This is a genomic window from Bradyrhizobium sp. BRP19 (assembly GCF_020194195.1).
Lineage (GTDB): Bacteria > Pseudomonadota > Alphaproteobacteria > Rhizobiales > Xanthobacteraceae > Bradyrhizobium > Bradyrhizobium yuanmingense.
Map to the genome: position 1 here is coordinate 51,226 of NZ_JADYVZ010000025.1, position 20,843 is coordinate 72,068.

General features: G+C 56.7%; 13 protein-coding genes and 4 pseudogenes. 9 read left to right on the forward strand and 8 right to left on the reverse strand.

The window, feature by feature from the left end:
- Window positions 1–58: 58 nt before the first annotated feature.
- Genes I6F36_RS35560 through I6F36_RS35575 form a run of 4 tightly spaced genes read left to right on the forward strand, consistent with a single transcriptional unit; the run spans window position 59 to window position 3,172 of the window.
- Window positions 59–1,060 (forward strand): hypothetical protein, encoded by a 1,002-nt coding sequence (locus I6F36_RS35560; protein ID WP_346656699.1) that lies wholly within the window; start codon window positions 59–61, stop codon window positions 1,058–1,060.
- Window positions 1,057–1,368 carry a chorismate mutase gene (locus I6F36_RS35565; protein WP_225173062.1) on the forward strand — a complete coding sequence of 104 codons (312 nt, stop codon included), beginning with the start codon at window positions 1,057–1,059 and terminating at the stop codon, window positions 1,366–1,368. Before I6F36_RS35560 ends, I6F36_RS35565 begins: the two co-directional genes overlap by 4 nt.
- Window positions 1,368–1,982, forward strand: a complete 615-nt coding sequence (locus tag I6F36_RS35570; RefSeq protein ID WP_225173063.1) for a hypothetical protein — start codon at window positions 1,368–1,370, stop codon at window positions 1,980–1,982. The genes I6F36_RS35565 and I6F36_RS35570 overlap by 1 nt, the downstream gene beginning before the upstream one ends.
- Window positions 1,979–3,172: an MFS transporter gene (locus tag I6F36_RS35575; RefSeq protein ID WP_225173064.1), complete on the forward strand. Its 1,194-nt coding sequence runs from the start codon at window positions 1,979–1,981 to the stop codon at window positions 3,170–3,172. Before I6F36_RS35570 ends, I6F36_RS35575 begins: the two co-directional genes overlap by 4 nt.
- A 525-nt stretch (window positions 3,173–3,697) precedes the next feature.
- Here the strand turns inward: I6F36_RS35575 and I6F36_RS35580 are convergent.
- Window positions 3,698–4,525, reverse strand: coding sequence for a WYL domain-containing protein (locus I6F36_RS35580; RefSeq protein WP_225173065.1), 828 nt, complete (start codon window positions 4,523–4,525; stop codon window positions 3,698–3,700).
- A gap of 866 nt (window positions 4,526–5,391) precedes the next feature.
- Here I6F36_RS35580 and I6F36_RS35585 point away from each other — a divergent pair.
- Window positions 5,392–7,353, forward strand: coding sequence for a bifunctional diguanylate cyclase/phosphodiesterase (locus tag I6F36_RS35585; RefSeq protein ID WP_225173074.1), 1,962 nt, complete (start codon window positions 5,392–5,394; stop codon window positions 7,351–7,353).
- Window positions 7,354–7,540: 187 nt separating this feature from the next.
- On the opposite strand, the pseudogene I6F36_RS39930 reads toward I6F36_RS35585, so the two are convergent.
- Window positions 7,541–7,667: pseudogene (locus I6F36_RS39930) on the reverse strand (S26 family signal peptidase); the annotation flags it as partial.
- 1,107 nt (window positions 7,668–8,774) lie between these two features.
- Here I6F36_RS39930 and I6F36_RS35590 point away from each other — a divergent pair.
- Window positions 8,775–9,752: a DMT family transporter gene (locus tag I6F36_RS35590; RefSeq protein WP_225173066.1), complete on the forward strand. Its 978-nt coding sequence runs from the start codon at window positions 8,775–8,777 to the stop codon at window positions 9,750–9,752.
- Window positions 9,753–9,770: 18 nt separating this feature from the next.
- Here I6F36_RS35590 and I6F36_RS35595 read toward each other — a convergent pair whose 3' ends face one another.
- Window positions 9,771–12,407, reverse strand: coding sequence for an EAL domain-containing protein (locus tag I6F36_RS35595; protein ID WP_225173067.1), 2,637 nt, complete (start codon window positions 12,405–12,407; stop codon window positions 9,771–9,773).
- A gap of 186 nt (window positions 12,408–12,593) precedes the next feature.
- Between I6F36_RS35595 and I6F36_RS35600 the strand changes: the two genes are divergently transcribed.
- Together I6F36_RS35600 and I6F36_RS35605 are read left to right on the forward strand one after the other, a co-directional pair.
- On the forward strand, window positions 12,594–13,463 hold the full coding sequence (locus I6F36_RS35600; RefSeq protein WP_225173068.1) for an isocyanide synthase family protein: 870 nt from the start codon (window positions 12,594–12,596) through the stop codon (window positions 13,461–13,463).
- Window positions 13,464–14,376: 913 nt separating this feature from the next.
- Entirely contained in the window at window positions 14,377–14,769 is a 393-nt protein-coding gene (locus I6F36_RS35605) for an avidin/streptavidin family protein (protein ID WP_225173069.1), read from the forward strand.
- A 914-nt stretch (window positions 14,770–15,683) separates the two neighbouring features.
- On the opposite strand, the gene I6F36_RS35610 is transcribed toward I6F36_RS35605, so the two are convergent.
- The 3 genes from I6F36_RS35610 to I6F36_RS35620 all read right to left on the reverse strand — a co-directional run bounded on the left by I6F36_RS35610 (window position 15,684) and on the right by I6F36_RS35620 (window position 18,157).
- The gene (locus tag I6F36_RS35610) at window positions 15,684–17,273 is read right to left on the reverse strand and encodes an IS66 family transposase (protein WP_225173070.1); all 1,590 of its coding nucleotides are present in this window, start codon (window positions 17,271–17,273) and stop codon (window positions 15,684–15,686) included.
- 69 nt (window positions 17,274–17,342) lie between these two features.
- The gene (gene tnpB / locus I6F36_RS35615; protein ID WP_080134255.1) at window positions 17,343–17,696 is read right to left on the reverse strand and encodes an IS66 family insertion sequence element accessory protein TnpB; all 354 of its coding nucleotides are present in this window, start codon (window positions 17,694–17,696) and stop codon (window positions 17,343–17,345) included.
- Window positions 17,693–18,157 (reverse strand): transposase, encoded by a 465-nt coding sequence (locus I6F36_RS35620; protein WP_346656700.1) that lies wholly within the window; start codon window positions 18,155–18,157, stop codon window positions 17,693–17,695. Before I6F36_RS35620 ends, tnpB begins: the two co-directional genes overlap by 4 nt.
- Window positions 18,158–18,193: 36 nt before the next feature.
- Here I6F36_RS35620 and I6F36_RS35625 point away from each other — a divergent pair.
- Window positions 18,194–18,395 (forward strand): annotated as a pseudogene (locus I6F36_RS35625) (cold-shock protein).
- A 560-nt stretch (window positions 18,396–18,955) separates the two neighbouring features.
- Here the strand turns inward: I6F36_RS35625 and I6F36_RS35630 are convergent.
- Window positions 18,956–19,189 (reverse strand): annotated as a pseudogene (locus tag I6F36_RS35630) (ABC transporter ATP-binding protein); the annotation flags it as partial.
- Between the two features lie 46 nt (window positions 19,190–19,235).
- A pseudogene (gene sfnG / locus I6F36_RS35635) lies at window positions 19,236–20,320 on the reverse strand (dimethylsulfone monooxygenase SfnG).
- Window positions 20,321–20,843 lie beyond the last annotated feature (523 nt).

The following is a 20,843-nucleotide window of genomic DNA, read 5'->3' on the forward strand; positions in this document are numbered from 1 at the left end:
CATTTTATGAAAGCATGGGCTTCACATCGGCTGGAGAGCGGCGACGAAGGAGGCTTCCGTGACCTGGCTAACGGTTCACGTGACACCAGCCTCATCCAGCCCTGAGGGCCTTATCGCTAATGCGGCGGAAACTATCAAACCCTCAAGAGAAGTCGAGGACCGTCTCAACGAGATCCGGACCGGATTGGAGAGCTCACCTGGTGTGCAGTTTATCTCGCTCTCTGAAAACGTCCCAGACAAGGTGGTGTCAGTCCTGAGAACCCTTCATGATTCGGACTACCTTGATGCACTCCGGCTAGGGCCACATCCACAAGAGCCGGAAATCACCGAGCTTGCCAGAAGATATGCCGCGCCCGGTGTGCCGCAGAACACATCCGTCGACACAGGAAGCTATCAGCGCGCGCTTTTGTCCGCCGCTACCGGCTTCGCAGCGGCGACCACAATTGCCTCAAAGCGAAGCCCAGTAAGTTACGCACTATGTCGGCCGCCCGGTCACCATGCTGGCCATAGCTTCATGGGTGGGTATTGTTTCCTGAATAACGTCGGCGTCGCGGCGCTGCGCCTGCGCGAATCGGGCCTCCGGAAGCTGGCGATCCTTGACCTCGATTTCCACCCGGGCAATGGAACTAGCGATGTGCTGAGCGCACATCCAGATATCGCCTTCGGCAGCCTGCACGCCCGGACTGACGTAAATTTTCCCTGGATCCCGCAACTTCGACCAGCACTCGACAGTCACAAGTATGTGGAATTTCTGGCCGCCCCAAGTCCGGCAGAATACATGTCGGCGCTTCTTGGGATTCTGCAATCCGATTGGGCCACCAGGCTGGATGTTCTCGTTGTCAGTATGGGCTTCGATATCGTCGTCGGAGATCCGCATGGCGGTTGGACGCTTCCGGCGGAAATCTATCGAGAAATCGGTCTGGCATTGGCTGCTACTGGCAAGCCGATCTGCATCATACAGAAGGGCGGCTACCGCCTGGACACGTTGTCGGCCTGCGCAAAGCATCTAGCCGCGGGCCTGCGACTTGGAATCAAGGAAATAGACAGGAGCCATACATGACGGTCACCTCGAGCCCCAACGCCCGTCTTCTGCCATTTCGGGACCTTATCAACAAGCTGGACAACCAACTGGTGGAGATAATTAGCCAAAGACTCTCCGTCTGCGCTGAGGTCGCACGCTACAAGAAGGAACGTGGAATCGCCATGATGCACCCCGATCGCGTTGCAGAGGTAAAGGCACGTTGCGCCGAGATTGGGGCAGAACGTGGCTTGCGCAAGGAATTCACCGAAGATCTCTATGCGCTAATCATAGGAGAAGCCTGCGAGCTCGAAGCGATGATCATAGACGAGCAGAAAGTCGTCTCCTGATGGTCCGCATCTACACGCTTGGCCCAGCGAGAAGCTGTCATCATCATGCGACCTTGAAGTATCTTGAGTTCCAAAGGATCGAGGCGCGCGACGTCATACTCGTCGACGATCTTGTGACTGCGGCGGGCGAGGCCGCAGATCGCGGAGACAGCTACGTCCTTCAGTGCAGCGCGCACCTAAATGTCCATCTCGTGACCGAGAAATTTCGAGATCGTCTTCAGGTGGTCGACACCTTCATACTGCCCACCCAGAGCATCGCGGTCGTTAGACGCAAGGATGTGAAGGAGCCTCGGACGCTAGGGCTACCTGAGCCAACGATGGGGTATATCGACCCAAAAGCATGGAATAAGCTGATATTCGAAACAACAAAGCCGATTGTCGAGAAAAAACTGCTTGAAGGCGTGTATGATGCCGGGGTTGCTTACAGCAGATCAGTGCTCGAACATCCCGACAAGCTTGAGATCGTACAGGAGATCGGTGAGGTGGTGACGACGTGGCTACTATACGGCCCGCGTCCCCGCTACTCAGGTACGATCATCGCCAGTCCCTATCCTGAGTTGCATATGCTGCTGTCTGGAAACGCATCACAACGACATGTACCAGCACCCTCATGACCTCATCCCCTCCCGGCGCGCGAACGAAACTCGTCGTTGCGGCTCTGACCATTGCTGCGTTCGCTATCGGGCTGGACACGTTTGTCATCATTGGGGCGCTCGATGCGATCTCTCGTGATCTTGCAATTTCGACTGGCATGGCGGGCTGGATCATCTCGATTTACGCGCTCTGTTACGCCATCTTCGCTCCGCTGAATGCCTGGATGTTCAAGGCCATGAGCCGCCGCAATGTTCAGATTCTGTCCGTTTCGATCTTCATCATCGGTAACCTGATCTGCGCGATCGCTCCGAACTTCCTAGCCCTTGCGGCAGGTCGCGTCATTTCGGCCCACGGCGCCGCGATGTTCACCCCGGCGGCTACCGCGCTGGCCGCGGAGCTCCTGCCGCCAGCCCGCAAAGGGTTCGCGTTGTCCCTGATCTTCGGCGGCATGACCGTTTCACAGGTTGCGGGCGTTCCCGCCACAAGCTGGATCGCTGATGCTATCGGCTGGCGCTTCTCATTCGGTTTCGTCGTCATTGCTGGACTTCTCGCATTGATAATCTTCGCTCCAATGATGTCTGGAATACCTGACAAGGCGCCGGAGCGCGAAAACGCCCCTATCTCAAGACGCTTCCCCAAGACCATCTACGGTCTCCTTTCCGTGACGCTGTTCATCGTCGTTTCCGAGTTCATCGTTTATTCCTATGTGAGCGTCTTCATCATTGGTTCTCTGTTTGTCGGAGTGCCGCTGCTCTCGGCCGCGCTCTTTGCCTATGGTTTCGGAGCCGTGACCGGAAACGCTGCGTGCGGCGTTCTGACTGACCGTTTTGGACCCTATAAAGTCCTCATCGCGGCCGTAGGTGCCCAACTCATTCTGCTCGTAGGTTTGGTTGCGTTCGGACAGCATGGGACCCTCACCGTGCTCATCGCTTTCCTTTGGGGCAACGTGAGCTACATGTATCTGGTCCCGATCCAGCACCGGCTTCTCGGTCTGGCCGGAGATAGGTCGAAACTGGTCCTGGCAATGAACAGCTCGACCACCTTCGCAGGGATCGCCATCGGTGCTTTTCTCGGCGGCATCATTGTAGAGATTAGCGGCATCACGTCCCTGGCTACGGCATCAATCCTGATTGGCCTCATCGGCATCGCGCTGGGTGTTGCCTTCATGCGTGATGCAGCACTTCTGAAGCCACGTCTGCAGGATGTCTGAGATGATATCCCTTAAAGACAGAGCTGTCGCCGTCCCGGAGTTAAATACGGTTGCATTTGCCTGCGACAAAGGTTGTGAAGGAGATTGGAAGCCTCAAACGTTATTTTCGTCGCGTGCTAAGTATCTGGAACGGAGCCGCGACGCGTTTCGCCCTCGTGCGAAACAACCAAGAGGCCGCCCTTGGCGTCTGAGGGGCGCTGGCATCAACTGAACCAGGTACACTGCTGTCGGTGACGCAGTTTTATTTTCGGCTCTCTGCCCTAAAAGATGCGTTCGAACTCGCCGTTGAGGATGCGAAGCAAGAGATTTCAGATACGCTTGGTTATCGTGACATGATCCAGCGTCGATTAGTCAGTTGCGTTGCTCCCGCGCTGCCGGGCGCTCGAAAGGCTCGATCCACCGGATTGTGGAGTTCGACCGCGAAGCCACCGCGTGCCGCCGTCTCATCAGTGGTCCTGTACAGGGTCGCAAAGCGCAATTGCGCTGCGGAAGGGCGCGCCTGAGTCGGGGCGGCATAGTGGACCATCAAGGATATTGCAGCGGCAACCCGGTCATCTCCCTCGAAAATTGGTCCAGAACCTTGATTTCTGCGGGATGGATATCGCCATCCGCCTCCATCACCTTCGCGCACGCCGATAGCGTGGCGACGACTCGGTTGGGATCATCCTGCGTCAAGCGCTCGATCTCGCGATCGATTAATTCTGCGGTAGGTCGAAGCCGGCCAACGTATAGTCGCAAGCGATTCTCCTCGTTCTCCCCAAATTCAAACTTCATGCGCGCACAACATGTCTTTACGTAATCTAATATGGCTCCAACCTCATCAGGGATCAGTTCACCGTCGGCCAATCCGACCGCGGCGAGGAGAATACCCCCGTTTTCCCTGCATATTCCTCTCAAGCGCGACCACCTCCTTTGAAACTCGTCGGCTTGAACAAGTGCTTCATCTGACGGCGGCCAGACAACTCCGAAAGTGTCGTTCAAGAACTTGGTTGTGGGCTCAATAATCACGCCATTAAAATCTGCGACAGCTTCAATTCTATCGACGCGAAAGTAGCGTGTGGCCTTCCTAAGATGGCATTTTGCGACCAAAACCGGAACACCATAGTCTGTGTGGCGAATAGCCCAAACGCTGACTGCTCGAACGCTTAAGTGTCCATCGGAATCTCTATAATGCAGGACAAATGATTGGCCCTCAGCATGCTCAATCAAACCAGGCGATTTGCGCGAGACGACTTCGTCCCCGTGGTCGGCGGCAGGTGCAGCCAAATTTACCGCCGTGGCTATTGGCGGCGGCGGCGCATTGTCGGCTTTAGACTGGAAGTACGCGCGAACGTCTGAGAACACACTGACCACGGCACCCTCCCCTGCACTTCGGACTTCCTTTCCTGCGATTGTAGTGGACGATACAACCAAAGCAAGAATTCCAACTCGAACATCCAGCAGGAGGCAATTGGCCCGCGCTACGTTTGCCCACAGCCACAATGAGCAGCGGCCCGAGGGCGCCCTGGGCTACAAGTGATTGATAGTTTGCGATCTGCTTGGGTTTACTGCGGAATAGCGGGCATGCCCGGCCCTGTCCGTCGCCACACTCCCACCCACGCCGATGGTCGCCCGCTCCTCACATTCGCCGAGGTGCGCGAGATGGGTGTCCGCGGCGTCATCGTCTTTTGCGCCGACTATCGCTGCAGCCACAGCGTTGCCTTAAGCGCCGATCGGTGGGCAGATGATGTGCGGCTACGCGACTGAGGCTCTGGCGTAGACGAAGGCGGCGATGACCAAACGTCCACAATCACCTCTATTGGCCTGGGGGATATTAGACCTGGCCTTGCGTTCGCATCGCGCGTTTCTTGGGGTGAAACGCGCAGCATTGCTTCGTTCTATCGGATATTTCGCAGGAAAGCGGCGAGATGTGGGGCGTCCACGGTCGGCACCGACAGGTTAGCGCGCAAGCTGCCATCATGGCCGGTTAGCTGAATTCGGCGATCGATTACAGGCACAGGTCAGTACGCAATGTACAGAACTGTGCCCCGCGCGCGGTGATAGAGGACACGGGAGGTCAGCCCGGCGCCCTGCCCCGCCTTCGCCACCGCTAAATAATGAGTTCGGCCACCCATGCCGCCGGGCGTGGCGAACTTCAAGAATTTATCTTTTCTCAAATGTTTGCCGCGACCTTCCAGCACTGGCCAGCAACGTTAGAACCAGTCCTGCGGGGGTCCGAGATGAGGACATATCTGAGCTCGTATGTCTCGAAGCTATTCGCGGGGGATCTGGCGGCTTTCGGCGGCCCTGCGACAGATGAAACGGTCGCAGGGCACATTCGCGCGGAGCAGATCTCCCTCGTGCTCGGCTATTCCCTGGGCATAATGCTTGCCAACGCCTGCAATGCGACGGTGCTTGCAATTTCCCTCTGGCACTCGCCCAACAGAAACTATGCCCTGATCTGGGCAGCTGCCGTGGTTTGCGGCGCGTTATCGATAGGCCTGAAGGCGAGTTTATCACGACGGATTACGAAGCCGCAGTTCGTCTCCCGACAGGCCATGCATCGGCTGGTGCGAAATGCGCTCGTTCTTGGAACCGCCTGGGCGGTCGTTCCGGTAGCTTTCTTCGCCGACGCCTCGAATGGCGGCCAACTCGTGATCACATGTCTTTGCTCCGGGATGCTCGCCGGCGGAGCATTCGCCTTCGCTACGATTCCGGTGGCGGCGGTTGCATTCACGGCTCCGATTTTTGTGGGTACGGCAATCTGCCTCGGCAGAAATGGCGATTTCGTCTATCTGCTCGTCGCTATTCTCGTTGTGGCCTATGGCTTCGTGCTTCTGCGCGGCGTTTTCGCCCATTCTTTCGAATTCACGAAACGCACCATTGCTCAATTGGAAGCCGAACGGAGGGTCCGGCGGGATCCCCTTACCCACTTGCCGAACCGTTTCGCCTTCAACGAAAGCCTCGAAGCCGCCGTCAACCGGTTGGCTCGCTCGGGAGAGGAATTCGCGGTTTTTCTGCTTGATCTCGATCGCTTTAAGGAAGTGAACGACAAATTCGGCCACCCCGCAGGAGATGAGTTCCTCGTTCAGGCCGCGGCGAGACTGCAAAGATGCGCGCGTGAGACCGATACTGTCGCGCGGATCGGCGGGGACGAATTTGCGCTGATCGTGACCAATCTGGCCAAAGTCCAAGACGCGTTGGAAATCGCCGAGCGCTTCGTCGGCGCTTTCGGTGAACCATTCCTGATCGAAAGATGCGAGATCGCGGGCGCGATGAGCGTCGGGATCGTGTTGGCCCCGCGCGACGGCAATACGTCTCATGAGCTCCTGAAAAATGTCGACCTTGCGCTCTATCGCGCCAAAAAAGCGGGGCCCGGAACCGTTCGCTTCTTTGAGGTCAGCGACGACAAATCAGCGCGCGATCGCAGGGCGCTGCAACGGGATCTGGAGGAGGCGATCGGGAAAGACGAGCTGTTTCTCGTCTACCAACCGTTCTTTGATATTCGCGAGAACAGAGTAACCGGCTTTGAGGCCTTGCTGCGCTGGCAACACCCTGTCCGGGGAGTCATTTCGCCGACTGAGTTCATTCCGATTGCCGAAGAAACCGGCTTGATCCACCCGCTCGGTGAGTGGGTGGTCCGACGCGCCTGCTCGACGCTTTCGAACTGGCCCTCTGATCTCAGGGTCGCCGTGAATTTCTCGGCAGCTCAATTCCATAACACCAGCATCCTGCAAACAATCGTGCAGGCCTTGGCGGAGGCCAGAGTTGCCCCTAGCCGACTCGAAATCGAAATAACGGAGTCGATGCTGATTTCAAAGTACGGGCCGGCATCATCGATCCTGAACTCACTCCTGCAACTGGGGGTGACGGTGGCGCTCGACGATTTCGGAACAGGATTTTCGTCGCTGACCTATTTGCTGAAATTGCCTTACACCCGCATCAAAATCGATCAGTCCTTTATACGCGACATGCTGACACGGCCGGATAGCGCGGCGATCGTAAAATCAATAATCACGCTGGCGCAGGATCTGCACATTGGCGTGGTCGCGGAAGGCGTCGAGACTACCGAGCAGCTCGGGTGTTTGCGCCAAACGAGCTGTGATGAAGTCCAAGGATATCTCATCGGTCGGCCGGTATCAGCCGACCGCGTCTTCGCCCTGCTCGATCAAAATAAGCAATGGTCGACACCTGCCGCTTGAAACGCCCTGTACAAACCGTTGCCCCCATCTCGAGTTGAAGCTTCTTCATCGGTTCAGTGCTCAGCAGGACTGGGCGACAGCTGTCGCTTGGTGGTCATCCCGGCGGCAACTGGCGATGCTAGTAGTTGACAATTCTTGACGGAGCCGCCTGCCTTTATCAAAAAGCTCTTGTGGCTGGCTTCGAGGTAACGGGAAGCGCGCCGAAATAGCGGGCCGTCCAAGCTGTCCGGGACAGTCGGGTTTATGAGGAAGACCTCGCTCGGCTCGAGGGTATGGCAAGGGGCGCCAGCATCGATCGGCTCAAGACCGCGGTGGTAGAGGGGCAGAAGCTCGATGCGGCCGAGATCGTGCAACAGGCGTTGATGCCGACCGCCGCGCACCAGGCGAGCTCGGCGAACAGTCGCGGTAGGCCCTTATAGAGCATGGAACGATTGTCGCGGCAGGGCTTATTGCCGAACCTGAGGTGAGCCGGTAGGACGCCCTTCCGGCCTCTGGCTTAGATGGCCTCTTGACTGCGGCACGCATCGCGAGTCACGCGGCTTGGTCTACTCGACGAGGTTCAGAAGTCGCGCAACGCCAGCGGTTGAAGCTGGTTGATGAACGTTGATGCTGCTAGTCGTCCCCAAAGAACCGCGCAAATTATCATCGTGGAAGTTGGTTCGCTATTTGCGGGATGCCCTGCTGCGGCAGGGCGGCGCCTTCGGGGCTCCGATGGACCTGCCGATAGACCTTCGACCTATTTGATCGATATCGGTGTTACCCTTGGCGCTGAACAACAAGACGATGTGACGGACTTGGATGCCGCGGGGTAATATCGCAAGTCGGTCACATGCCTGTCTTGTCATTGATTCCGCTAGCAATGCCAGCGCCGCACGCGGCGTCGCGCGGCATGATGGTCGGCAGTTCGGGTCCACTAATGGTCTTCCGTTCACGCACAGCTGCCGGCACAAGGCCGCAGCGAGCCGACCGCTTCAAATAAACTTCTAGATCTGGATCGTTGAAATCGATTGCCCACCACGTTCCGTCCAAGCATATCAAGGGTGCAGAGACGAGACTTTTACATCCCTTGCCGGAACGCGGGTCGTTAAGCTCAACTTTCACTATTTCCGCTCCCACCCAATTCAGATTTCGGTCTCGGCAACCTATCCCGAATGGCTCCAGATTTGGTTGGAAGAAAATGAACACTTTTAGGCATTTGCTCGGCAATTACCTGGGGCACGCGGCTAGGCAAGGGCGTGATTGGCTGGGCTGTTCTGCAAGGACGCCGCCATGCTTCGCGAAAATTAACCAAGAATTGTTTCTGTTACCAATAACACTTTCTTAAGACTTAAGCTAAGCGAGACTAGGGTTTGCTAGTGGCTCGCAAGCGATAGTCGCGCGGCAAACGCTGACGCAATCTTCCAATTTCATGGAAACGCATGATGAGCGATCTTACGGACACCGTCGGCCATCCACAGAACCCGACGGCCATTCCCGGCTTACGGAAGGATGACGTTGTTCGCGGAATATATTGCATGATCGCCGCGAGCGTGATGTTCGCATTATCGAGCGCACTATCGAAATGGCAAGCCGCTGTCTATCCCGTCGGCGAGGTTATGTTCTTTCGCTCCGTTTCTGCGTTTGTCCTCTGCGCCGCATTGATCCTCCCGGCAACGGGCATGTCAGTCTTTAACACTCGGCGGCCCCGCGCCCACCTTGCGCGCGGGCTGTCGCAGTCGATCTCGCAAACGTTCACGGTCATCGCCGTTAGTCTGATGCCCCTTGCAGGAGCGATCGCGATCAATTTTTCTGCATCGTTGTGGGCGGCCTTGCTGTCATTGATCTGGCTTAAGGAACGTGCCGGAATCGCGCGTTGGAGTGCGCTGGTAACGGGATTCGTGGGGGTCATCGTTGTGGTAAATCCAGGCGCAGATTCGATGCAGATTGGCGCATTATTTGCGCTGGCAAACGCGGTTATGTATGGCAGCGTCACGGTTGCCGTTCGCGGAATGACCGCAACTGAGTCTGCAAAGACGCTGTTGATGTGGCAGATGCTTACGGTAACCTTCTTTCACTCCTTCTTACTGCTGTTTGGATTCCGGGTGCCAGCGCCGGCTGACGCAATCATGTTGATCCTGAGCGGTCTTACAAACGCCGCGGCACAATATTTTTGGACGCAGGCGCTCCACCTAGCCCCGGCGGCCGCCGTCTCGCCATTCTATTACCTGACGCTCGTCTGGGCACTTGCGATCGGATTTTTCGTTTGGGGCGACGTACCGACGCTTTTTCTTCTGATCGGGTCCGGCATTGTTGTTGCATCGGGCCTGTTCCTGCTCGTTCACGAGGCTCGGCGACCAACCAAGAAGCCGATCTTCGGTGAACAAACTGGAGAATCCAGCCTTCAGAAAGTCGCTGGGTAAACGAGCGGGTCCCAAGCTCTAGGCGACAAATTTGCGCCCGGGCGACCATTTGGCAATCATTTCAGGAACTGTCGCTATTGGAACAGGCGGACTGAACAGATAGCCTTGCCCTTCGTCGCAATCGAGCGCCGCGAGAAAATCGTACTGTCCGACGGTTTCGATGCCTTCTGCCAACGTCGTCATTCCCAGCGCGCGAGCAATACTCACCACAGCTTGCACAATCACAACGTGCTCTGTGCCTTCAGCAAGGTCAGAAACAAACGACCTATCTATCTTGATTTTGTCGAATGGGAAGCTGCGGAGATAACTCAGAGAGGAATACCCCGTACCGAAGTCGTCCAACGAAATGCGGACGCCGAGTTGCTTCAACTGACGCAGGGTAGATAGGGTCGATTCATTATTGGTCATGAATACTCCCTCGGTAATTTCAAGCTCAAGTCGATGCGGCTGAAGTCCAGTTTCCTCAAGGGCGTGCCTCACGACCTCGGAGAGATTGGAAGCCGAAAACTGAATCGGGGAAAGATTGACCGCTATCTTAAGATTGTTCGGCCAGTGCGCGGCGCAGCGGCACGCCTCTCTCAGCGCCCATTCACCAAGAGGTTGAATCAGTCCAGTATCTTCCGCTACCGCGATGAAGGTTGTCGGCGGTACCATGCCATTGACAGGATGGCGCCATCGCACCAAGGCTTCGAATCCGGTTATGATGTTGCTCCGCAAATTGATGATGGGCTGATAATATAGTTCCATCTCATTTTGCTCGATCGCCTCGCGCAGATCGATCTCTAGCTGCCGTCGTTCCCTAAGCTCCCTGTTCATTGCAGCATGATAGAATCTATAGCTACCACGTCCTTCGGCTTTGACCGCGTATAGTGCCAGGTCGGCGGCAATCAGAAGGTCGTCGCAATTTACTCCATCGCACGGCCCAATGGCGATACCTACACTGATGCCAGAACGGATTCGGTGACCTCCGATCTCAAAGGGCTTCTGTGCCGCCTCGATCATGCTATTCGCCAGGTACGCGATCGCTGGTCGAGACTCAACCGTCGGCACAACAACTGCGAATTCATCGCCGCCGAGCCGCGCCAGCACTTCATTTGCACCAAGCGTATTCTTTAAGCGCCGGGCCATCTCCTGCAGCAGCAAGTCACCGGTCTGATGGCCAAGGGTATCGTTGATAGCTTTAAAACGATCAAGGTCAAGAAATAGGACGGCGAATTCCGCCGCTGGCTGCCCGTTGTCTACTGCCGATGGTTGCCGGTGGCTCATCTGGTCGAGCATGGAGCGAAACATCCGCCGGTTTGGGAGACCGGTGAGTGAATCCTCGGAACTAAGGCGGACTGCATCTGCTTCAGCGCGCGATCTTTTCGTGACGTCAGTGAAGGTTTGGACGAACCCAACGTCGGGGAGACTTTCCCTGCGAATCTCGATGATTGATCCATCGGGCATCGTTCGTTCGCTAACGCCGAGTTCTCCTGCGACGAGATCTCCCAAGATCCGAACAGAAGCCTCGGTCAGTTTGCCCTTAGGTGTCTCGTATTCGGCGAGTTGATCGACTCTTGGTGGGTTCTGTATGAACTCTGCGGGCAAATCGAGCAACTCGCCGCAGCGACGATTGATAATCGGAATCTGCTGATCATAAGTAACCAGCATAATTCCCTGGTTCATATATTCGAGCGTAAGGTCAAGCTGATTCGCTTTTTGCCTTGCCTTCGCGTCTATCCGTAGAAGCTGCTCAAGAGCAATGAGAACCAGCAAGGTAAGTATGGTACCCACCAACGAATTCAACTTGAGGGCGTTACGAGAGCTTTCCATGATCTGGCTTTTGCTCAAGCTAACGCTGACCCACAATGGATAGCCCTTGACCTTGCGGACAGTAATGAAACGCGTTTCGTTGTTGGCGGGATCAATGTTTTCAAATGTAGTTTCGATCCCGGCTCGCATTTGGTCGAGCAGTTGCGTTCCGCTAAGATCGTCTCCAAGTGCGTAACCGACCGCGCTCCCGCCACTCGAACGAACCACGCCATCACTCCCGATCAGGGCGATCGCCGCCGCCGATCCAAAATTGATATTGTTGTAGAATTTCGTCAAATGGTCCGGATTGAGCGAGGCCACGACGACGCCGCCGAACGTCTGATCACTATTCACGAAGCGCCGCGTGAATTGCACGGACCATTTTCCGCTGGCACGGCCAACCACCGGCTTGCTGATAAAAAGCTGATCCGCGATGCTGTTCAGATGAAATCTAAAGTGCTCGCGATCGCTCAGATCAAGGGCAGGCGCGGGTTGAGGACCGCTGTTCGACGCGCGCATAATTCCCTTGTCGTCAATAATGGCGACTTGGACGATGATGTCGCTCAGCACGTCGGTCGTGTTGGCAATGCCGCTAAAGCTAACCGAATTTTTCCGGGTCTCAATGCTCCGTCGTAGGTATAAGAGCGCCTTATCAATTTCTCCGATTGATCGAAGAACATTCTCTTCGAATACCAGCGCAAAGTTATGAGCGTCTCGATGCGCCTCTCTTTCGTCCCCCCGAACATCGCCGAGGTATTTTACAACAACTCCTGCCCACATCATGGTGATGATCACCAGGCCGAAAATTGCCGAGCTCCGACGCTCAGCAATCAGCTTTGGCAGCTCTAGGATTTGTAAATTCATGCCGAGAACAGGCCCCCTATCGGCCGGGCTTACTCGTCGGATATTTCGGGCGACTTAACTTCATTGATCGGCCACCGGTGCGTGGAAGGTTAACCTTAATAGATGGGTCACTGCTCTTCCGAGTTGACGTTGAGAAAAATAACGGATTATTAACTCGCGATAAAAAGATCTTCTTTCGGAGTTCATATGTCGGGTTGCGATGCGGTTGGTCCGAAAGAAGACGCCTTAACCAACACTGAAATAGCGGCTTGTCCGCAACCCTTTAGCAACAAAGCAGTTGACGGAGTATTTGAAGGATCAATCGAAATTGCGGTGCCTGTCACTCCTCGAGCCAAGGAGATTGCGCCAGAAAAGGTCCTGCAAGCCTTTAATACCTGGGCATTTAAGCGTGAGCAGCCTGACAACTCTATTGCAATGTTGCAAAGCATTTCCAAATCAATTGCGGTCAGAAATCCCGTTCCGTTTGTGCTCTATTGGGGAAAAGGTCCGCGGTCCAACATCGATAAGCCAGACTTCGAATGTCTGAACTATTTGGCTGCCTTCACCAGCCGGATCAGTAAAGTATATGCGCCCGGGGCGACACTAAGGTTGATTTTCACCGATACCCATGCGGAATTGAACGGACATTCATCACAAGACATACGCCAATATTTTAATGAGGTTGCGGATGGCGCCCGCGAACGCGGTTTCGAGAGCTGTTGGTTGGGCGACCTCACAAAGGCTGCGGAAGCGGATAACACAAGTCCTTTTATCGACGAGATCGTACCGGAGCCGACCTTCCAGCGGCTGCTTACCAGCGCAATGAAATGGTATCGTGGGAATGGAAGTTGTGAAGAGGGCGCAATAGAATATTACCGGATGAACATGGTCGAAAAACGTGCGGTCGAACGTGCATTTCCCGACTCAATTTTTATCACCTTCAATGGAAGCGAATTTCGAGGGCTTTTTCCGCAAAGGCTTCCAATCTTTTACATGTATTCGCTTCGCAAAGGGATCAGCATCAAACCTTGGTTCCTCTTCCCAGTTACGGCCTCCTGCGAACAGCAAGCAAGTTAGTCTCGCGTACCCGTCACTACAGTTTGTTGAGCCAGTCCCCGGCTGGACACCCTCTAAATGGACATCTCTTAAAGTGTGCGAACGAGGCTGCCTGGACGCTTAGCGCAATGGAGCACCCATGGGGCCATGCCAGCTTTCGCAGCTTTGGTTGGCGGTTGCATGGAGATTGGCGCCCTCGATGAAGAGCGCAAGCTTGTTTGGGGCCGACATTCGGGCACGAACCTGAATCGGATCTACGTGGCGGCGGACTGATTGTTAGGCAGAGTGTTGCCGCCCGAACCCGATATCCCAGCTACGATCACGCTCGGTCAAAGCGTTCAGCAACTCGCGGCGATCCGGTTTCGGTCATCCTGCAGTCTGCCATGCAGCAATCATCAGAGACGCAAGAATAAGCAACAGGATAGCGTAGAGCAGAAGTTGAGAGATCAAGTCACCATCGCGTTCGAACATTGTATCTCCCATCCGGGTTGCCCCTGTTCGGGCTGCGCCGGCACACTGACTCTGCCAGTTGCTCCGGCAACACTGTACGCAACGAACGAACAATCTCCTTTCTTACCCGAGCAAGTCGTCCCGCCTTCACATTGGGGCGTTTCGTTTGATCGATTAATGCAACTAGACGCACATTCGCGCCCAAATCCTGCATTTGGCCGGCTTTTCTAGCGTATTTAAGCAGCTCCATCCGAGGACGATGACGACGGCTAATGATCATGGCTCGGAGTTCGGCCGCTGGGCGGACTGGCTTGCGGATGCAGAACGCGGGGCCTGGAGCGCCGTCGAGATCCAGCACGAACTAGTGCATATGCGCCGCAATCCTTTGCTTAACGCGAGATAAGAGCAGCGAACGTCACCTCAGATTGTATCAGACTGGTGATCCGAGTTGCCAGTTTTAGGCGAACACTTTTGGGGCTTCAATATGAAGAGACTTCTGGCATTTTTGTTGATCGCTCAGTTTTTCTTGGCCGGCGGTCAGGCCTGGGCGCAGGGGCTTCCTGCTCCCTCATACTGGAAGAATCAACGGGGCTCAGAACTGTTTGTTTGGTCCGCCAATGGCGGCGCCATACAAGGGACCTTCACAAACCATGCGCAAGGGTTTGCCTGCCAGGGTATCCCTTATCCCGTCTCGGGAGCCGTCCGTCCAACCGGACTATATTTTGTTGTTACTTTTGGTCAGTGCAATTCTTTCACTCGGTGGGTTGGAAAGGTAAACGGTCCTCAAATGCCAACATCATGGATGCTGTTCTACGTTGATAAGAACGGCAAGCCCAGCAAACTGAAGGGCGCCGATACATTCACGCGCGTATGGTAGTCTTCAGCTTTCTTGCGAGGTCGACCTTAGATCGAAAACTCGCGCCCGCGAGTTTCGACCTGACGTGAGACACGCGCAAGCTTGTTTCGCAAGGCTCTGGGCTGTCCACGATCAGTCAAGTTCGATGCTCGACAGCCCGCAGGCCATCCAGGAACGGCCTAAGATTGCGTCAAAAGGGCCTCCCCAGATCTGAAAGGACAGTCTAAGCTTCATCCAAATCTTTGTCGGATGATCCGTACATCACGCATTTGTTTTCAGGTTCTTGTTTTGAAGTCCAGCGCGGGGTCCGGCAGGTGCCGCTAAGATGTGCGGCGTTGGTGCTATCGCGTTTGGTTAGAGAAAGTGAGTTTTCAGGTCTCGATACTTAAAATTCTCGCCGGCCAACCGGACGGCCGTGCGAGTCTCGCCGTCCTGAAGGATTACCTGGCGGTGTTCTACACCAGCGGTCCGGAGTGGACGGCTCGTATGAAGCGATTGGCAGAGCGGGCACCGGATCTTAATATTTTCGGGCAAGGGCTGGTTGTGCGAGAACCCGGACAGTGGATCATAACGGAAAAAGGCCGGGCCTTTCTTGCTTTGCTGGAACAGACAGGCCTACCGACCTCTCAGGAGCGAGCGCTCGAAGGCAGCGGTGAGAAACCTCTCGCAAGTAAGCTTCGCACGCTTTCCCCGGGCCGACAAGGCCACAGCGCCAGTCGCAGGCATTGCCGACGTAAGCGCCTGAGGACGCGTGATGGCCGGTCCACCTAGCCCTTCTGTAAAGCTGACTAGCGACCACGATGTGGCTGCATACGTGCCGGCAACTTGCGTATGGCCTACGCGCAAGACCTTGATGCCTCTGTAAGCCATGCTTGGATCGGCCTCGTTTGAAATGGAGATATTGTAGTGGCAACCGTAAGCGCTTAGCCATCACCCTATTGATGCGGGCTTGACGCTTTGCGGAATCGCCACGGCATGAGGTCTTCGATCCTGCTGTGGGGATGGCCGTCGATGATCGCCTCGAGTGTTTCGGCGATGTAGGCAGCAGGGTTTACGTCGTTGAGTTTGCAGGTGGCGACGATCGAGGCGAGCAAAGCCCAGTTTTCCGCCCCGATTTCATGTCCGGCGAAGAGCGCGTTTTTCCTGGTCAAGCAGATCGGCCGGATGGCGTTCTCGACCGGGTTGGTGTCGAGCTCGAGACGCCCGTCTTCGAGGAAGCGGGTCAGCCCCTGCCAATGATTGAGCGCATAGCGGATATCCTCGGCGAGCGTCGAACCGCTGGAGATCATCGACAGCTGCTTCTCGAACCAGGACTTCAACGCGGCGACCATGGGCAGCGAGTGCTCCTTGCGCGCGGCCAGCCGGATGTCCGGCGATGCGCCGCGCACCATGGCTTCGATGGCGTAAAGCTGGGCGATGTGCCGAATGGCGGCCTCGGCGATCGGCGACTTGCTGTTGCGGGCCAATTTCACAAAGCGCCGGCGCAAATGGCTCCAGCAATGCACGAGCGTCCAAGGCCCTTGCGGTCGAACGACTTCGGTCAGCCGGTCATATCCGTCATAGGCATCGCATTGCAGGAAGCTTCCGCCAAAGCCGTCCAGGAACTGCTCCGCGAAGGCGCCGCTGCGACCGGGGGCATATCGGAACAACACGATCGGTGGACTTGGACCGCTGTGGCCACGGTCGTCTGACGCGATCGCCCAGAAGTAGCCTTTCTTCGTTTGACCTCGCCCCGGATCAAGCACCGGTGCCGTGGTCTCGTCCATGAACAGGCGATCCGCCATGGCCAGGTGGCGGCGCATGTGGTCCGCGATGGGCTGAAGATGGAAGCAGGCGCGGCCGGACCAGTTGCCCAGAGTCGCCCGATCAAGCCGAATGCCTTGACGCGCATAGATCTCGGCCTGACGATAAAACGGCGTGTGGTCGCCAAACTTGGAGACGATCACATGAGCGATAGCCGCTTCGGTCGGCAGCCCGCCGGGCACGACGTGTTCCGGTGCGTGCGCCTGCGCGACAGGGCCCGAGCAGCGGCGACAGATGTATTTCGGGCGGCGTGTGACCAGCACGCGCCATTGCGCCGGGATCACGTCGAGTCGCTTGCTGACGTCCTCGCCGATCTTCGTCATGGCGCCGCAACCGCACGGGCAGAGCGTGCTTGCAGGCTCGATGACCCGTTCCACTCGCGGCAAATGGGCAGGCAAGCAGCCGCGATTGCGATGGGAGCCTTGATCCGGATCGCTGCGCGATCGACCCTGGATGACCTTCTCGGCTCTTTCCTGCGCCGCGTCCAGAATGCCTTGCGCGATCTCCACGTCTTCCAGCGGCAAGTGATACTGATCTGGCCGCAGCTTCTCGGATTTCGCGCCGAACTTGTCGCGTCGCAATTCGCCGAGAATGATCTCCAGCCGACGCCGCGCTTCCTCCGATGCCGCCAGTGCCCCCTGATGCTCGCTCAAGGCCGCCTGCGTTTGCGCCAGAAGCGCCTTGAGGCGTTCGTTTTCGTCGCGCAGTGTCGCGATGCTCATGCGCTATTTCGAGCACATCGCCGCCGCCCGTGCCACGATCAAAATAGCTGCCGAGTCATTCTGCCGCAGTTATCCCGCCACCTGCGGGCGCCGTGCTTCTTCCGGGCGGACCAATCTCCAATCCAGCCCTTCGAACAAGGCAGCGAACATCGCCGGCGACATGCGCATCACTCCGTCCGCGATCGTTGGCCAAACGAACTTGCAACCTTCGAGGCGCTTGTGCACCAACACCAGACCCGTTCGATCCCAGACCAAAATCTTGATCCGGTCCGCTCGTTTCGATCGGAACACGAAGGCTGCGCCGCTGAACGGATCGAGACGAAGCATCTCCTGTACCTTCGCCGCAAGCCCGTCGTGGCCACAGCGGAAGTCGATCGGCCGCGTGGCAACGTAAATCTTCAGATCAGCACCGGCCGCGATCATCGTGACGCTCGCACCGCACGGATCACCCGGGATAGCTGGTCAGCATCTATGGCTGTGTCAGTCCGCAGCACGACATCGCCGATCGCAATCTCAAGCTTGACCGCCGGAGCCTGACGCTCCTCCAACGCATCTTCCACAACCAGCGGCGCAAACGTTGGTGGAGACGCCTCGCACGGCGGCAACATACCTCGCTGTCGAAGCCGCCGTCGCCAATCGTAGACCTGCCAGCGCGTCACTCCGTGCTTGCGCGCTACCTCGGACACCTGGACGCCGGGCAACAGACTCTCCGCGGCGATCCGAGCTCTCTCAGCTTCCGACCGCACACGACGTCCTGACGGCCCTTCAAGAATCTCCAGCCGGCTCACCGACCCCGCTGATGAGCCGTCCAAATAGACGTCCTTTTTGCTGTCCAATCCCATCCGAAGCCTCCGTCCTAACCGGAGGCTTCTTCGCACAGCCATCCCAGTCGCGAAGCAAGGGTTCCCGCTTAGCGCTTACTGGCAACCGGCATTGTGAAGTGGTTTAGTGCGACAAAGGGCTATGGCTTTATCAGGCCCGATGATGGCGAAGCCGACGTATTTGGGCACATTAGGGCAGTCGAGAAGGCGGGCTACACTCGCTCTTGCTGAGGGGCCCCGGATCAGCTTCGAGCGCAAGACGGGCAACTCGGGTAAAGTGCCGGCAGAAATATCCGTGTAGGATGACTTGCCTTGTCGAGACGGACATCGCTCTGAAAGGACCAAATCACTGCGAGACGATGCGTCCAAATCCTAGCAGGCTTGGAAAACAGTGGATTTGATACTGGCATTGGTGGGCACAGTGGATCGGGTGCTCCTGCGCGCAACCCGAGCTCGAACTCGCTCTCTATGATTCGCGACATCAAGGATATGTCTGCAGAATAACTGCGCACAAGCGGCGCGATCTACGAAAATCCTGCGGACATTCTCAAGTATTTGACGGATTTAATTACGACGATGAGGTGAAGTTACGTGGTACAGTCCAAGTTGGACCGGGGCTCCTCCTCTTAGATATCGAATCGGAACGAACTCGTCCGAGTGTGGCGATTGATTTTAGATCGGGCGCTTGGGACGTCGAAGCGATCAGCGAAGATCGGTCCCCTTTGTTGAGCCTGGCCAGCAGCCAATCGTTTCGAGGATGGAGCTCCTGAGATCAGATGCCACCCAAGCTGCCTGGATTAGCAACACGCCTCCGGAAGGAGCTGCGCGTGAGTCAGGATCTACTGAGGCGCTTCTGTTTCGTCAAACTGCGACAATGGCATGGATGAGCGGTTTCTCGGCGGCGTCGGCTTGCGGCGAACCGCCGAGGTAAAGGGCCTTGATGTCGTCGCGGCTGTGCAATTCGACTGACGAGCCGGACAGCACGCTACGGCCGCTCTCAAGCACGACAGCATGGTCGGCAAAGCGCAGCGCCACCGTCGAATTCTGTTCCGCGACCAGGATTGAAAGCCCCTGCTCGCTGTTCAGCTGCTTCAGCGTCCCTGTCGCAATCGCCATCACGTGGCTGCCCCTCGCTTTACACCTATTCGGCAGCCTGAACGCGTACGGGCGTCCTTGTCTCGAGTTCGCGGACCAGCGGGATCACATGCTTGCCGAAATATTCGACCTCTTCCTGGAAGTGCAGGAACCCGAGCAGGATCAGGTCGGCCCCGGCATGCTTGAGCTCGATGATCCGTTCAGCGACTTGCTGCGGCGTGCCGATCAGGTTCGAGCGGAAGCCGTCGTTGTATTGAACGAGATCCTGGAAGGTGGACTTGGCCCAATTGCCCTCTCGCTCGGGGCTGGCGTTGCCGGCGTTCTGGCCCTCATGGTGGAAGCCGCGAACTGCATCGGGGATCGCCTTGTCGAGGATTTCCTGCAGGACGTCCTTGGCGTCCTTTTCGGCTTTCCGGACGATGCCGAATGCATTGATTCCGATTTTGGTCTTAAAGCTCTTGCCGAAAGCCTTCTCCTTGGACCTGATGTCCTCGACCTGCGCTTTCAGCCCCTCGGGCGTATTCCCGTTCGTGAAGTACCAGTCGGACACGCGAGCGGCCATGTCGCGGGCGGCGCGCGAAGAGCCGCCCTGGAAGATCTCGGGCAGCGGATCGAGCGGTTTCGGCTTCAGCGAGTACTCGTTGAACCGATAGAAGTCCCCCTTGACTGTGAAGCTCTCTTCCCTCCAAATCCCGCGCAGAGCATTGATGAACTCCTCCGAACGCCGGTAGCGCTCATCGTGATCGAGCCAGGGCTCTCCGATTGCGTGGAATTCACCGCGGAACCAACCGGACACAATATTCACCGCAACGCGCGCGTTGGTAAGCTGGCCGATTGTCGCGATCTGCTTCGCCGCTACGGCGGGATTCCATGGCCCGGGAAGGAGAGCGGCGATCATCTTGAGCTTTTCAGTCGCAGCCAGCAGCGCATGCGAGAAGCTGACCGGCTCGTGCTGCTTGTCGGCTCCTAACCCGCCGTGAATCGGATCTGACTGAGTGCGTAGTCGAAGCCCGCCTTTTCGGCGATCTGAGCAAGCTTCCGGTTGTAGTCGATGTCCCAGCTGGTACGCTGCTCGATCGAAGAAATCACGAGCCCGCCGGATACGTTCGGCACCCAGTAGGCGAATTTGATCGGTTCGTTGTTTACAGACTCGTGGTTTGTCCCTTGAGAATGACACTTACTGCGAGAGCGCGCAGCACCATGCGACCACGCCGATCACGACGAACGGGCGCGACACTGCTGTTCAGCCAGCGTTTGCGTTATTGATTTCGAGGAGCTGGAGCGATCTCAGGCCAGATCGTCTCTATGAATTAAGACGCCGCTCAGGAACAACACGAACACAACTGGTCGACGAGCTTGCTCGGAATCGAATGCGTAACGTTGTCGAAGACGTAGTTGCGCATTGTCCGCGCTCCTGAGTGGGACCATCGCCTGATGATCAATCCTCTCAGAGATTGTTCGACCATGCGAGTCCAAGACGAACTATTTTTCGCCACGCGGGGAAAATCAGCTTCCTTTTGTTTAGCGTGACCTGCCACTGCATTTTCATCCAGCGGCAGTTAGAGTCTCGGGGTTTTGTACGCCAAGTGGCGCGGATGGAGCAACGGACGATCGGCGGAGCTGGTCGGGGTTGCGCAGCCGATCGTCCGTTGCG

What these genes read in the sequence shown, in the direction of transcription:
- I6F36_RS35565 (WP_225173062.1), top strand. Translation starts at nt 1,057, where the DNA reads ATGACGGTCACCTCGAGCCCCAACGCCCGTCTTCTGCCATTTCGGGAC.
- I6F36_RS35570 (WP_225173063.1), top strand. Translation starts at nt 1,368, where the DNA reads ATGGTCCGCATCTACACGCTTGGCCCAGCGAGAAGCTGTCATCATCAT.
- I6F36_RS35575 (WP_225173064.1), top strand. Translation starts at nt 1,979, where the DNA reads ATGACCTCATCCCCTCCCGGCGCGCGAACGAAACTCGTCGTTGCGGCT.
- I6F36_RS35585 (WP_225173074.1), top strand. Translation starts at nt 5,392, where the DNA reads ATGAGGACATATCTGAGCTCGTATGTCTCGAAGCTATTCGCGGGGGAT.
- I6F36_RS35590 (WP_225173066.1), top strand. Translation starts at nt 8,775, where the DNA reads ATGAGCGATCTTACGGACACCGTCGGCCATCCACAGAACCCGACGGCC.
- I6F36_RS35595 (WP_225173067.1), bottom strand. Translation starts at nt 12,407, where the DNA reads ATGAATTTACAAATCCTAGAGCTGCCAAAGCTGATTGCTGAGCGTCGG.
- I6F36_RS35600 (WP_225173068.1), top strand. Translation starts at nt 12,594, where the DNA reads ATGTCGGGTTGCGATGCGGTTGGTCCGAAAGAAGACGCCTTAACCAAC.
- I6F36_RS35605 (WP_225173069.1), top strand. Translation starts at nt 14,377, where the DNA reads ATGAAGAGACTTCTGGCATTTTTGTTGATCGCTCAGTTTTTCTTGGCC.
- I6F36_RS35610 (WP_225173070.1), bottom strand. Translation starts at nt 17,273, where the DNA reads ATGAGCATCGCGACACTGCGCGACGAAAACGAACGCCTCAAGGCGCTT.
- tnpB (WP_080134255.1), bottom strand. Translation starts at nt 17,696, where the DNA reads ATGATCGCGGCCGGTGCTGATCTGAAGATTTACGTTGCCACGCGGCCG.
- I6F36_RS35620 (WP_346656700.1), bottom strand. Translation starts at nt 18,157, where the DNA reads ATGGCTGTGCGAAGAAGCCTCCGGTTAGGACGGAGGCTTCGGATGGGA.